This is a genomic window from Pseudomonas sp. PDM05, assembly GCF_014851685.1.
Taxonomy (GTDB): Bacteria; Pseudomonadota; Gammaproteobacteria; order Pseudomonadales; family Pseudomonadaceae; genus Aquipseudomonas.
Map to the genome: position 1 here is coordinate 62792 of NZ_JACVAC010000010.1, position 12839 is coordinate 75630.

Annotated in this window: 11 protein-coding genes; 4 read left to right on the plus strand and 7 right to left on the minus strand. The window is 60.8% G+C overall.

Annotated elements, in window-relative coordinates; genetic code table 11:
* Positions 1–6: 6 nt before the first annotated feature.
* From pqqC to pqqE, 3 genes are read left to right on the plus strand one after another with little or no spacing between them, the layout of a single operon-like run.
* Positions 7–759: a pyrroloquinoline-quinone synthase PqqC gene (gene pqqC / locus IB241_RS19350; RefSeq protein ID WP_017739525.1), complete on the plus strand. Its 753-nt coding sequence runs from the start codon at positions 7–9 to the stop codon at positions 757–759.
* Entirely contained in the window at positions 756–1031 is a 276-nt protein-coding gene (gene pqqD / locus IB241_RS19355) for a pyrroloquinoline quinone biosynthesis peptide chaperone PqqD (RefSeq protein ID WP_003194772.1), read from the plus strand. The genes pqqC and pqqD overlap by 4 nt, the downstream gene beginning before the upstream one ends.
* The gene (pqqE, locus tag IB241_RS19360) at positions 1003–2154 is read left to right on the plus strand and encodes a pyrroloquinoline quinone biosynthesis protein PqqE (RefSeq protein WP_192299820.1); all 1152 of its coding nucleotides are present in this window, start codon (positions 1003–1005) and stop codon (positions 2152–2154) included. Before pqqD ends, pqqE begins: the two co-directional genes overlap by 29 nt.
* 5 nt (positions 2155–2159) lie before the next feature.
* On the opposite strand, the gene IB241_RS19365 is transcribed toward pqqE, so the two are convergent.
* Both IB241_RS19365 and IB241_RS19370 read right to left on the minus strand, forming a co-directional pair.
* On the minus strand, positions 2160–2318 hold the full coding sequence (locus IB241_RS19365; RefSeq protein ID WP_192299821.1) for a YqaE/Pmp3 family membrane protein: 159 nt from the start codon (positions 2316–2318) through the stop codon (positions 2160–2162).
* Positions 2319–2500: 182 nt separating this feature from the next.
* The gene (locus tag IB241_RS19370) at positions 2501–3769 is read right to left on the minus strand and encodes an aspartate aminotransferase family protein (protein WP_192299822.1); all 1269 of its coding nucleotides are present in this window, start codon (positions 3767–3769) and stop codon (positions 2501–2503) included.
* Between the two features lie 209 nt (positions 3770–3978).
* Here IB241_RS19370 and IB241_RS19375 point away from each other — a divergent pair, with 209 nt between their 5' ends.
* Positions 3979–4878: a LysR family transcriptional regulator gene (locus IB241_RS19375; protein ID WP_192299823.1), complete on the plus strand. Its 900-nt coding sequence runs from the start codon at positions 3979–3981 to the stop codon at positions 4876–4878.
* 224 nt (positions 4879–5102) lie between these two features.
* On the opposite strand, the gene IB241_RS19380 is transcribed toward IB241_RS19375, so the two are convergent.
* The 5 genes from IB241_RS19380 to IB241_RS19400 form a co-directional block, all read right to left on the minus strand.
* On the minus strand, positions 5103–6881 hold the full coding sequence (locus IB241_RS19380) for an acyl-CoA dehydrogenase C-terminal domain-containing protein (protein ID WP_192299824.1): 1779 nt from the start codon (positions 6879–6881) through the stop codon (positions 5103–5105).
* A gap of 123 nt (positions 6882–7004) precedes the next feature.
* The gene (locus tag IB241_RS19385; protein ID WP_192299825.1) at positions 7005–8777 is read right to left on the minus strand and encodes an acyl-CoA dehydrogenase C-terminal domain-containing protein; all 1773 of its coding nucleotides are present in this window, start codon (positions 8775–8777) and stop codon (positions 7005–7007) included.
* Positions 8778–8867: 90 nt separating this feature from the next.
* Positions 8868–10157, minus strand: a complete 1290-nt coding sequence (locus IB241_RS19390; RefSeq protein WP_192299826.1) for a sensor domain-containing diguanylate cyclase — start codon at positions 10155–10157, stop codon at positions 8868–8870.
* A 207-nt stretch (positions 10158–10364) separates the two neighbouring features.
* Positions 10365–12170, minus strand: a complete 1806-nt coding sequence (locus IB241_RS19395) for a phenylacyl-CoA dehydrogenase (RefSeq protein WP_192299827.1) — start codon at positions 12168–12170, stop codon at positions 10365–10367.
* 326 nt (positions 12171–12496) lie between these two features.
* A complete protein-coding gene (locus IB241_RS19400; protein ID WP_192299828.1) occupies positions 12497–12778 on the minus strand; it encodes a pyrroloquinoline quinone biosynthesis protein PqqE in 282 nt (93 codons plus the stop codon).
* Positions 12779–12839: the final 61 nt, after the last annotated feature.

The window sequence follows — 12839 nt, forward strand, 5'->3', positions numbered from 1 at the left end:
ATCGAAATGACTGATACGCCGTTGACCACCGCCGAATTCGAAGCCGCCCTGCGTGCCAAGGGCGCCTTCTACCATATCCATCACCCGTACCACGTGGCGATGTACGAAGGCCGCGCGAGCCGCGAGCAGATCCAGGGCTGGGTCGCCAACCGTTTCTACTATCAAGTGAATATTCCGCTCAAAGACGCGGCGATCCTGGCCAACTGCCCTGACCGCGAGATCCGCCGCGAATGGATCCAGCGCCTGCTCGACCACGACGGCGCCCCCGGTGAAGACGGCGGCATCGAGGCCTGGCTGCGCCTGGGGCAGGCCGTCGGTCTCGATCCCGACCAACTGCGCTCGCAGGAATTGGTACTGCCCGGCGTACGCTTTGCGGTCGATGCCTACGTCAACTTCGCCCGTCGCGCCAGCTGGCAGGAAGCCGCCAGCAGTTCGCTGACCGAGCTGTTCGCGCCGCAGATCCACCAGTCGCGCCTCGACAGCTGGCCGCAGCATTACCCGTGGATCGACCCGACCGGCTACGAATATTTCCGCACCCGCCTGGGCCAGGCCCGCCGGGATGTGGAACACGGTTTGGCGATCACCTTGCAGCACTACACCACCCGCGAAGGCCAGGAGCGCATGCTGGAAATTCTCCAGTTCAAACTGGATATTTTGTGGAGCATGCTGGACGCCATGAGCATGGCCTACGAACTCAAACGCCCGCCGTATCACAGCGTGACCGACCAGCGGGTGTGGCATAAAGGGATCGCCCTATGAGCTTTGATCGCAGCAAGAAACCGACCTGGCGCCAGGGCTATCGCTACCAGTACGAACCCGCGCAAAAAGGCCATGTGTTGCTCTACCCCGAAGGCATGATCAAGCTCAACGACAGCGCTGCGCTGATCGGCGGCTTGATCGACGGCGAGCGCGACGTGGCGGCGATCATCGCCGAGCTGGATAAGCAGTTCCCCGGCGTACCTGAGCTGGGTGACGACATCGAGCAATTCATGGAGGTCGCCCGTGCAGAACACTGGATCACCCTTGCCTGAAAAACCGCCGATCGGCCTGCCGCTGTGGCTGCTCGCCGAGTTGACCTACCGCTGCCCGCTGCAATGCCCGTATTGCTCCAACCCGTTGGATTTCGCCGAGCAGGGCAAGGAACTGAGCACCGAGCAGTGGTTCAAGGTGTTTCGCGAGGCGCGGGAAATGGGCGCAGCACAGCTGGGGTTTTCCGGCGGTGAACCGCTGGTGCGCCAGGACCTCGCCGAGCTGATCGCCGAAGCGCGCAAGCTGGGGTTCTACACCAACCTGATCACCTCCGGCATCGGCCTGACCGAGCAGAAGATCAGCGACTTCAAGAAGGCTGGCCTGGACCATATCCAGATCAGCTTCCAGGCCAGCGACGAGCAGGTGAACAACCTGCTGGCCGGCTCGAAAAAAGCCTTCGCGCAAAAACTGGAGATGGCCCGGGCGGTGAAAGCCCACGGCTACCCGATGGTGCTGAACTTCGTTACCCACCGGCACAATATCGACAAGATCGACCGCATCATCGAGCTGTGTATCGCGCTGGAGGCAGACTTCGTTGAGCTCGCCACCTGCCAGTTCTACGGCTGGGCGCAGCTCAATCGTGTGGGTTTGTTGCCGACCAAGGAACAATTGGTGCGCGCCGAACGCATCACCAATGAATACCGCGCCAAGCTCGAAGCCGAAGGCCACCCGTGCAAGCTGATCTTCGTTACCCCGGATTACTACGAAGAACGCCCGAAAGCCTGCATGAACGGCTGGGGCAGTATTTTTCTGACAGTGACGCCAGACGGCACCGCCCTGCCCTGCCACGGCGCCCGACAGATGCCGGTGCAATTTCCGAATGTACGCGACCACAGCATGCAACACATCTGGTACGACTCGTTCGGCTTCAACCGCTTTCGCGGCTACGACTGGATGCCCGAGCCGTGCCGTTCATGCGATGAAAAAGAAAAGGACTTCGGTGGCTGCCGCTGCCAGGCATTCATGCTCACCGGCGACGCCAGCAACGCCGACCCGGTGTGCAGCAAATCCGAGCAGCACGGCATCATCCTTCAAGCGCGCGAAGATGCCGAACACGCCACCCAGACCATCGAACAGCTGGCCTTTCGCAACGAGCGCAACTCACGCCTCATCGCCAAAAGCTGACGGCCTCAGCGCTTGGCGATGATGTATACCGCGTGAATGATGCCGGGGAAGTAGCCGCACAGGGTCAGCAGAATATTCAGCCAGAACGCGCCGGCGAAGCCCACTTGCAGGAACACGCCCAGTGGCGGCAGCAGGATGGCGATGAGGATACGAATGAAATCCATGGGTCAGCTCCAGAAAATCGGCTCGTGTGAGCCGTGTAGCTAATCGACCTTGGGGGTTCGTGAGGGTTCAGTGGGATCTGGCTTAGAGCCATCTATACCGACGTACACAAAAAAACGCCCCCAGCCAAAAGAATCAGGCTGGAGGCGCCGCGTATACCGCGAGACGGTTCAGGAAATTGGGGTTAAACGGCGATGCCCTTGCGGCATTGCAACTGCGCAGTACGCACGCGGGAGAAAGCGCGCGCCAGGCGTAGGAGCATTTCGTCGATGTTGCCTTTGCTGACGGTCAACGCCGGGGTAAAGCGCAGGCAATTGGGTTGCGGGGCGTTGAGGATCAGGCCTTCGTGCAGCGCCGCTTTTACCACTGCATCTGCAGAATCATCCGACAAGGTCAGGCCCCACATCAGGCCGTGGCCGCGCAGTTGGCCGTGGTCGTAGCGGTAGGCCAGGCGGGCAAGGCCTTCGCCCAGATGCAAGCCGGCTTCACGTACATGTTCAAGGAAGCCGTGCTCCAGCACCGTATCAAGCACCGCCATGCCGGCTGAGGCCATCAACGCGTTGCCGTGATGGGTGCCGTCCAGCTCGCCCAACTCGAAGCAACAGGCTTTGCCCCGGGCCAACAGCGCCGCCAGGGGTACGCCGCCGCCCAGGCCTTTACCCAGGGTGATGATGTCGGCGCGTACGCCGTATTGCTGTTCGGCAAGCAGGGTGCCGCAACGGCCAAGGCCGGTTTGTACTTCGTCCAGGATCAGCAGGATGCCCAGTTCACGACACAGGCGCTCAACACCCTTGAGGTAGTGCTCGGTGGCCGGGATCACGCCGGCTTCGCCCTGGATGGGTTCGAGCAGGATGGCCACGGTTTGCGCATCGACTGCGGCGTGCAGGGCCGGCAGGTCGTTGAAAGGCACATGGCTGAAGCCTGGCAGTTGCGGTTCAAAACGATTGTCCGGACCACCGGCCGAAGCCGACATCGCCGCGAAGCTGCGCCCATGGCAACCGCCGCTGGCACTGATGATGCGGTAGGCGCCACCGCGATGCAGTTGGCCCCATTTGCGCGCCAGCTTGATCGCCGCCTCACAGGCTTCCGCGCCACTGTTGAGTAGGTAGGCCTGGTCGCTGCCGGTACGATGGCAGAGCCGTTCGGCGAGGTTGAGTTGAGCACGGTTATGCAGGCCGTTGCCCGGGTTGATCAGCGCCTGGGTCTGGTCGGCCAAGGCCTTGATCAACACCTGTGGGCTGTGGCCGAGGCTGTTGGCAGCATTGCCTTGGCTGAAATCCAGGTAGGCACGCTCGTCGCTGTCCCACAGCCAGGAGCCCTGGCCGCGTACGAACACTTGCGGTGGACGCGCCACAGTGGGCATCAGGGATTCGCTCGACGCATCATCACGCGACTCGTCCAAAATCAGGTCATCCAGGCTGGGCGTCGGGCGGCGCATATTGAACAGGTTCACAGCTCCCCCCCAATAGCAACCGGACCTTGGTCGGTGCGACCGAGCATCAGTGCCTTGAGGTTTTTTGCCTTGCCTATGTAAACGCTATCTAAATAAACGCTATTCATTGCCCGATCTGGCCCTGTAAGCCCTGCGAATAGGCGCTAGACTAGGCGCCCCGGGGGCCAACGGCCATTTCGATTTTCCAGCTTTTTCGATAAGCAAATCTTATGGATTTCAAGCAACTGCGTTATTTCGTCGCGGTGTATGAGGAAGGCCACGTCGGCCGTGCCGCGGAGCGTCTGTCGATCTCCCAGCCGGCGTTGTCCCAGCAGATCCGCCAGTTGGAACAAAACCTCGACGTGAGCCTGTTCGAGCGCAGCAGCAAACGCCTGCTGCCGACCCTCGCCGCACACACCCTGTACAACCACGCGTTGCCGTTGATCGATGGCATGCAGCAAGCCGTCGAAGCCCTGCGCAACTTCAAGGGCCAGGCCATGCGCACCTTGGCCATCGGTGTGCTGCAAACCGTGCATACCAGCCTGGTCCCGCAAATGCTCGAACGGGTGCGCAAGGCCCAGCCACACCTGGTGGTGCAGATCTACGAGTTGACCGGGCTGGAGATTGAACGGCGACTGCTCAATGGCTCGCTAGACATCGGCATCAGCTACCTGCCGCCACGCCAGCCGGGCCTGCACGGCGCACTGTTGTATGAAGATGAGTTGAAGGTGGTCATCCCCGAGGATCACCCGTTGCGGGAATTCAAGAAAGTCTCGCTGAAACAGGCGGCCGAGTTGCCGATGTTGCTGCTGGGGGAAGAGTTTCAGGTCAGACAAATCTGGCAGGGCCAGTTGGCCAACCTCGGACGGCGCCCGCAGGTGCAGGCCGAGCTGAACACCATGGTGGGGATTCTCGACAGCCTGCCCCATTCCAAACTGGCGACGGTACTGCCGGGCCGCTCCCAAGACGAACACAACAGCAAGGCACTGCTGTGGAAACCCTTGAGCGAACCCAGGGTGCCGTTGAAAGTCGGTTTGGTGTGCCGTGATGCGCAACGCCAGCAGGCGACGGTAGCGCTGTTGCGCACGTTGCTGGAAGACGTGATGAATGCGCCGCAGGCAAGCGCCTGACTTTTTCGCGGGCAAAAGAAAACCCCGCCGAAGCGGGGCTTTGCAGACTGTTTCCCTGACATCCATTTCACTCCGCCATCCTGGCAGAATCCTACGTGTCCGTGTTGTTGCTTTGCGCTTCCTGCGCGACGTCCATGTGAAGTAGATTAACTGTGGATCCAATTTGGCGATAGAGGACGAATAGCAGCACGTCATGTAAGAGAATACTTACACGCCCTCTCCCCTTAAAACAGCGCCTCATCCAACAGGAACAGCGATTCACTACCGGCCTTTACCGACGCGTTCAGCGACTGGATACGCGGCAGCAGGCGGGCAAAGTAGAAGCGCGCAGTCCCCAGCTTGCTGGCGTAGAAGGCCTCCTCAGCCTCTTTGCCCAACGCCGCCTTTGCCATGCGCGCCCACATATAGGCGTAGGCCATGTATCCAAATGCATGCAAATACTCCACCGACGCCGCACCGATTTCATTCGGGTTGGTTTTCGCGCGATCCAGCACCCACGCCGTCAGTTCGTCCAGGGTGTCGACCGCCGCACTCAGCGGCTTGGTGAACTCCGCCAACTCGCCAGCGGCCGAGGCAATAAATGCGCGGATCTCGTCAGCGAACAAGGTGTAGAACGCCCCACCACTGCCAACAATTTTGCGCCCCATCAGGTCCAGCGCCTGGATGCCGTTGGTGCCTTCGTAGATCTGGGTGATGCGCACGTCACGCACCAGTTGCTCCTGGCCCCACTCGCGGATATAGCCGTGGCCGCCGAACACTTGCTGGCCGAGCACGGTGGTTTCCAGGCCAAGGTCGCTCAAGAACGCCTTGGCCACCGGGGTCAGCAAGGCCACCAGGTTATCCGCACGCTCGCGGGCAGCCGGGTCTTCGCTGAACTTGGCGATGTCCAACTGCGTCGCCACGTAGGTGGAGAACGCGCGACCGCCTTCGTTCGCGGCCTTCATGGTCAGCAGCATGCGACGCACGTCCGGGTGGACGATGATCGGATCGGCCACCTTGTCCTTGGCCTGGGCACCGGTCGGCGCACGGCTTTGCAGGCGGTCACGCGCATATTCAATCGCGTTCTGATACGAGCGCTCACCGGACGCCAGGCCCTGGATACCCACCCCCAGACGCTCGTAGTTCATCATGGTGAACATCGCCGCCAGGCCACGGTTCGGCTCGCCCACCAGATAACCCACGGCCTGGTCGAAGTTCATCACGCAGGTCGCGGACGCCTGGATGCCCATCTTGTGCTCGATCGAGCCACAGCTCACCAGGTTGCGCGCGCCCAGGCTGCCATCGGCATTCACCATGAACTTCGGCACCAGGAACAAAGAGATGCCCTTGGGACCGGCCGGCGCGTCCGGCAGCTTGGCCAGCACCAGGTGGATGATGTTTTCGGTCAGGTCGTGTTCGCCACCGGTGATAAAGATCTTGGTGCCGCTGATCGTGTAGGAACCGTCCGCTTGCGGCTCGGCTTTCGTGCGAATAATCCCCAGGTCCGTACCGGCATGGGCTTCGGTCAGGCACATGGAACCGGCCCACTCACCGGAGTACATCTTCGGCAGGTAGGTGGCCTTGAGTTCTTCACTGGCGTGGGTATTGATGGAGACACAGGCGCCGGACGTCAGCATCGGGTACAGGCCAAACGCCAGGCTCGACGAGTTGATCATCTCTTCAACCTGGGCCGAGACCGCCTTGGGCATGCCCATGCCACCGAACGCCGGATCACCGCCTACACCCACCCAGCCACCTTCAGCGTAGGTTTTATAAGCCTGCGGATAACCATCCGGGGTAAACACCGCTGTGTCTTGCCAACGGCAACCCTGCTCATCGCCACCACGGCTAAGCGGGGCGATGGATTTGGCAGTGACTTTGCCGGCTTCTTCGAGGATTGCCTCTACGGTTTCGGCATCAACGGTGTCTGCCAATGCCGGCAACTGAGCCCAAATGTCGGCGACCTCAAAGACTTCGTTGAGGACGAAGCGCATATCACGCAGCGGCGCTTTGTAATCAGCCATGGCAAACCTCGTGAGAACGTGAAAAGTAATTCGGTAAGGGTCGGTTTTACAGGCTCCGAGTGTACCCGAACAACTTTTCAGACACATAGGGTCCACTTGTGACTGGCCGGTATTTTTAAGTCATCACAACGCAAATGCCTCCGCAGGCAGACTCATCAGGCATTCGCTGCCCGCTTCCACGGCGGCGCGGTGGGTGGCGGTGCGGGGCAGCAGGCGCTTGAAGTAGAAGTCGCAGGTGGCCAGTTTGGCTTGGGCGAACGCGGCATCCTCGACCTGCGCTTGGGCGGCAACCGCCATGCGCAGCCACAGATAGGCGAGCACGATGTACCCGCTGTACATCAAGTAATCCACTGCCGCCGCGCCGACTTCGTCGGGATTCTTCATGGCCGCCATGCCCACTTTGGTCGTCAGCTCGCCCCATTCCCCATTGAGTTGATTGAGTTGCGCCACATAGGCCTTGAGCTGCGCATGCTCGGCATTCGCCGCGCAAAACTTATGCACAATCCTGGTAAACCCGCGCAGCAACTTGCCCTGGCTACCCAACACTTTACGCCCCAGCAAATCGAGGGCCTGGATGCCGTTGGTGCCTTCATAGATCGGCGCAATCCGCGCATCCCGCGCCAGTTGCTCCATGCCCCATTCGCGAATGTAGCCATGGCCGCCAAAGATCTGCATGCCGTGGTTGGTCACTTCAAGGCCGGTGTCGGTCATAAAGGCTTTGCAGATCGGCGTGAGGAACGCCAACAGGTCTTCGGCCTCCTGACGTTGCGCGGCGTCGCTGCTCAGGTGCGCGGTGTCGAGCAATTGCGCAGTGAAGTAGGTCAGCGCCCGGTTGCCTTCGTTGAAGGCCTTCATGGTCAGCAACATGCGCCGCACGTCGGGGTGCACGATGATCGGGTCGGCGGCTTTGTCCGGGGCCTTGGCGCCGGTCAAAGAGCGCATCTGCAGGCGGTCGTTGGCGTATTTGATCGCGCCCTGGTAACTCGCCTCGCCGTTGCACAACCCCTGCATGCCGGTGCCCAGGCGCGCATGGTTCATCATGGTGAACATGCAGTTGAGGCCCTTGTTCGCCTCGCCGATCAGGAAGCCCTTGGCCCCGTCGAAATTCAGCACGCAGGTGGCCGAGCCCTTGATACCCATCTTGTGTTCGATAGAGCCGCAATGCACCGCGTTGCGCTCGCCGGAATCGGCATGGAACTTGGGCACGATAAACAACGAGATGCCCTTGGTGCCCGCCGGCGCATCCGGCAGCTTGGCCAGCACCAAGTGGATGATATTGGCGCTCATGTCGTGCTCGCCGGCCGAGATGAAGATCTTGCTGCCGGTCAGCGCATAGCTGCCGTCCGCCTGGGGCACGGCGCGGGTCTTGATCAGGCCCAGGTCGGTGCCGCAATGGGCTTCGGTGAGGCACATGGTGCCGGTCCATTCGCCGGCGGTGAGCTTAGTCAGGAAGGTGTCTTTCTGTTGCGCAGTGCCATGGGCGTGGATCGCTGACATCGCGCCATGCGTCAGCCCCGGGTACATGCCCCACGAGGTATTGCTGGAGCCGATCATCTCACTGAGCACCAGGCCCAGGGACTGCGGCAAGCCTTGGCCGCCGTAGGCCGGGTCCGCCGCCACGCCGTGCCAGCCGCCTTCGACATACTGGGCGAACGCTTCCTTGAAACCCTTGGGTGTGGTGACGACGCCGTTGTCGAAATGACAGCCTTCTTCATCACCGCTGCGGTTGAGCGGCGCGAGCACGTTTTCGCAGAATCTGGCGCCTTCTTCGAGGATCGCACTGACCATGTCGGGGCTGGCATCCGTCGCGCCCAACGCGGCGTAGTGGCCGTGGAAATCAAACACGTTGTCGATCAGAAAGCGCATGTCGCGCAGGGGAGCTTTGTAGTCAGGCATGGCAATGTCTCCGGCAGCAGATCGCTTCAACCTACTGCCGGCCAAGCCCTCGGACAATCACTGTAGCGCTGCTGAATACAGCGCCATTACTCAACCGGCAGCGCTTTGCGTGCGCACGGCGCCACGCCGGGTCTGCCCGGCCGCGATCACGCAATTGCGCCCCGCGCCCTTGGCGGCGTACAGCGCCTGGTCGGCAGACTTGAGCACTTCTTCGCTGGTACGTTGCTCAGCCTGACGCTCGGCCACGCCGATGCTGACGGTTACCGACACACTGCTGGCGCCATTGCCCACCCGCCGTTGGCGCCCTTGCTGATCGTCCTGGGGACGATCCGGGTTGCGCAGCTTGATGTCGTAGTTGGCGATGATCTCGCGGATTTCTTCCAGATGCGGCATGCACTCATCCAGGCTCTTGCCGGCAAACACCACAGCGAACTCTTCACCACCATACCGGTAGGCGCGACCGCCACCGTTGACCTTGGCCAGCTTGCTCGCCACCAGGCGCAGCACCTGATCACCCACGTCGTGGCCGTGGGTGTCGTTGAAGCGCTTGAAGTGATCAACGTCGGTCATCGCCAGCACGTAGTTGCGCCCCAGGCGCTGCATGCGTTCGTTCAGCGCACGCCGTCCGGGCAGGCCGGTCAGTTCGTCGCGGAAGGCCATTTGATAGGCCTCGTGGGCCACACCCGCGGCGATCATCAGCATCACCTGGCTGCACATGATGTTGAGGGTGAACGGCAGGATAAAGGTTTGCGGCAGCATCCAGAACAAACCGATAAACCCCACCAGTTGCGCGGCGTGCAGCGGGCGTGGCTGATACCAGTATTGCGCCACCAGGGTCAGGAAGCCGATCAGGAACATCGGGTACGACAACTGGATCAGGCTCATCCAGGCCCCATGCAACGCCGGCCAGCGGATCTCTGCCAGCCAGTTCAACAGCGCCTGGGGATAACTTTGCTCCAACGCCAACGCAACACTGCCTACGGCAAGCAACACAGCACAGCGTGCGACCAGGTCGCGGAACAGGTGGGTTTTTTCCTGCCATAACGCATAGATGCTGAACAACAGCGGCAAGAGCAGGCAACACAAATGGAACACCACGGCGGCGTCTTCACGCACGCGGCCATTGTCGCGGTAGTAGTCGGTCTGGGTATCGAGCAGGAAGTAGGCGATATACACCGTGATCATCAGAAACAGTTCGCGCTGGCGTCGATACACCGCGCAATACGAACCGCCGAGCAACAGCACCAGGGTCGGCAGCACGTTGAACAGCGAGGTGAAGAAGACGTTGAGGTCCTTGACGTACGCAGCCGAGAGCCCGGCCAGCAACAGCAGCAACGAAGGTAGGAAATGACTGAACCGTACAGCGGACACGCGTGACAAGGGTAAAACTCCGACCCGCAAAAGAATGATGGCACTGTGCCTCTGCGCGAACAGTTAAGCATAACCTGGCACGCATGTATCACATTGCCATCACTTTAACGGCAGCCAACGGCAATCCCTGAGCGCTGTACTGTGGTTTTTTATTGCCCAAAAAAAAGCCGCCGCTTCCGATAGGAAGCGGCGGCTCAGGAAGTGACCCGGTAAGGCTTAGTAAGCCAGGCCGAAGTCTTCTTCTTTCATGTCCATCAGGTTGTTGGCGCCCGACAGCATGGTGGCCACGTGGGTACGGGTACGCGGCAGGATGCGCTGGAAGTAGAAGCGCGCCGTCTGCAGCTTGGCCGTGTAGAACGCTTCTTCGGTGGTGCCGGCCGCCAGTTTCTCAGCCGCCAGGCGCGCCATGTCGGCCCAGAAGTAAGCCAGGCACGCGTAACCGGAGTACATCAGGTAGTCCACCGAGGCGGCGCCGACTTCTTCGCGGTCTTTCATCGCGGCCATGCCGACCTTCATGGTCAACTCGCCCCACTCTTTGTTCAGTGCAGCCAGCGGTGCGACGAACTCTTTGACCGCTTCGTTGCCCTCGTTGGCCTGGCAGAACTTGTGCACGATCTTGGTGAAGCCCTTGAGCGCTTCGCCTTGGGTCATCAGCACTTTACGGCCCAGCAGGTCGAGAGCCTGGATACCCGTGGTGCCTTCGTACAGCATCGAAATGCGGCTGTCGCGCACGTTCTGCTCCATGCCCCACTCGGCAATGAAGCCGTGGCCGCCGTAGATCTGCACGCCGTGGTTGGCGGACTCGAAACCGACTTCGGTCATGAACGCCTTGGCGATAGGAGTCATGAAGGCCAGCAGGCCGTCGGCCTGTTTCTTGGCTTCGTCGTCGGTGCCGTACTTGACGATGTCCACTTGCTTGGCGGTGAAGTACACCATCGCACGGTTGCCTTCGGCGAAGGCTTTCATGGTCAGCAGCATGCGACGCACGTCAGGGTGCACGATGATCGGGTCAGCAGCTTTGTCCGGTGCTTTCGGGCCGGTCAGGGAGCGCATTTGCAGGCGATCACGGGCATATTTCAGGCCACCCTGGAAGCCAATCTCGGCGTGGGACAGGCCTTGCAGCGCGGTCCCCAGGCGAGCGGTGTTCATAAAGGTGAACATGCAGTTCAGGCCTTTGTTCGCCGGGCCGATCAGGAAACCGGTGGCCTGGTCGAAGTTCATCACACAGGTGGCGTTGCCGTGGATGCCCATCTTGTGTTCCAGCGAGCCACAGCTCACCGCGTTGCGCGTGCCGATCGAGCCGTCGGCGTTGGGCAGGAACTTCGGCACGATAAACAGCGAGATGCCTTTGGTGCCAGCCGGAGCGTCCGGCAGGCGGGCCAGTACGATGTGGACGATGTTGTCGGCCATGTCGTGCTCACCGGCCGAGATGAAGATCTTGGTGCCGGAGACCTTGTAGGAACCGTCCGCCTGAGGCTCGGCCTTGGTGCGCAGCATGCCCAGGTCGGTACCGCAGTGAGGCTCGGTCAGGCACATGGTGCCGGTCCATTCACCCGACACCAGTTTGGTCAGGTAAGCCTCTTGCTGCTCGGGGGTGCCGTGCTCGGAAATGGTGTTCATCGCACCGTGGGACAGGCCTGGGTACATGCCCCACGACCAGTTGGCGGTACCAACCATTTCGCTCACGGCCAGGCCCAGGGATTCCGGCAGGCCTTGGCCACCGTGCTCTACGTCGTGGGCCAGGCTTGGCCAGCCGCCTTCGACGAATTGTTTATAGGCTTCTTTGAAACCAGTAGGGGTTTTAACGCCAGACTCACTCCAGGTGCACCCTTCGATGTCACCCACGCGGTTCAACGGGGCCAGCACTTGCTCACAAAACTTGGCGCCTTCCTCAAGGATGGCGTCAACCATGTCCGGGGTAGCGTCCTGGCAAGCCGGCAGGCTCTGATAGTGCGCTTCATAGCCAAGCAGTTCGTCACGAACGAAGCGAATATCACGCAAGGGGGCCTTGTAGTCAGGCATAGCGATAAACCTCTGCTGATGTATCTGGAATGAACAACCGCGTGGAATTGTTGTGGCGGTCAAACAGGTGTTTGAAACATACGTTTACGACTTGGGGATGTCAAGACGCCGTTTGTCATGCGGCAAATCAATGGCGCGCACGACAGCGCCGTGGCGAGATGCCACTGCACAGGAAAGTGTAGAAGTTCAGAGGGTTGGCGCAGAACAAATGTGGGAGCTGGCTTGCCTGCGATACAGGCGCCGCGGTGCATCAGGAAGAAAAAGTAGAAGCTATCGCAGGCAAGCCAGCTCCCCCAGAAGAGCCAGCACGCCTGGGCGCAGAGGGGTCAAGCGAAGGTATCGATCAAGGTGCCGAGCATTTCATCCGAAGCCTTGGCGACTTTGGCGCCCAGCTCCACCTGAAACTTGCCTTCAGCCATCTCGACCATATTGCTCGCCGAATTCGACGGCTGGGCCCGGTCGTTGGCGCGCAGACGATCAAGCTGTGCATCCGATGGCTGGGTCGTCGCCGCGCTGGCGATCTTGCCGGCGGCCTGGTCGACACGGTTCTGCCCGGCCTGAATGGTGCTCAGTCCCGAATAAAACGCGCTGCTTCCAGAGATGTCCATGGCGTAAACCTGCCTTTATAGAATCGTGAGCCCTGATTGAAGCAGAGAAACCGGCAAAACA

Bases quoted from the DNA above. Each gene is read 5' to 3' on its own strand.
- IB241_RS19395 (WP_192299827.1), bottom strand. From the start codon at position 12,170: ATGCCTGACTACAAGGCCCCCTTGCGTGATATTCGCTTCGTTCGTGAC.
- IB241_RS19375 (WP_192299823.1), top strand. From the start codon at position 3,979: ATGGATTTCAAGCAACTGCGTTATTTCGTCGCGGTGTATGAGGAAGGC.
- pqqC (WP_017739525.1), top strand. From the start codon at position 7: ATGACTGATACGCCGTTGACCACCGCCGAATTCGAAGCCGCCCTGCGT.
- IB241_RS19400 (WP_192299828.1), bottom strand. From the start codon at position 12,778: ATGGACATCTCTGGAAGCAGCGCGTTTTATTCGGGACTGAGCACCATT.
- IB241_RS19385 (WP_192299825.1), bottom strand. From the start codon at position 8,777: ATGCCTGACTACAAAGCTCCCCTGCGCGACATGCGCTTTCTGATCGAC.
- IB241_RS19380 (WP_192299824.1), bottom strand. From the start codon at position 6,881: ATGGCTGATTACAAAGCGCCGCTGCGTGATATGCGCTTCGTCCTCAAC.
- pqqD (WP_003194772.1), top strand. From the start codon at position 756: ATGAGCTTTGATCGCAGCAAGAAACCGACCTGGCGCCAGGGCTATCGC.
- IB241_RS19365 (WP_192299821.1), bottom strand. From the start codon at position 2,318: ATGGATTTCATTCGTATCCTCATCGCCATCCTGCTGCCGCCACTGGGC.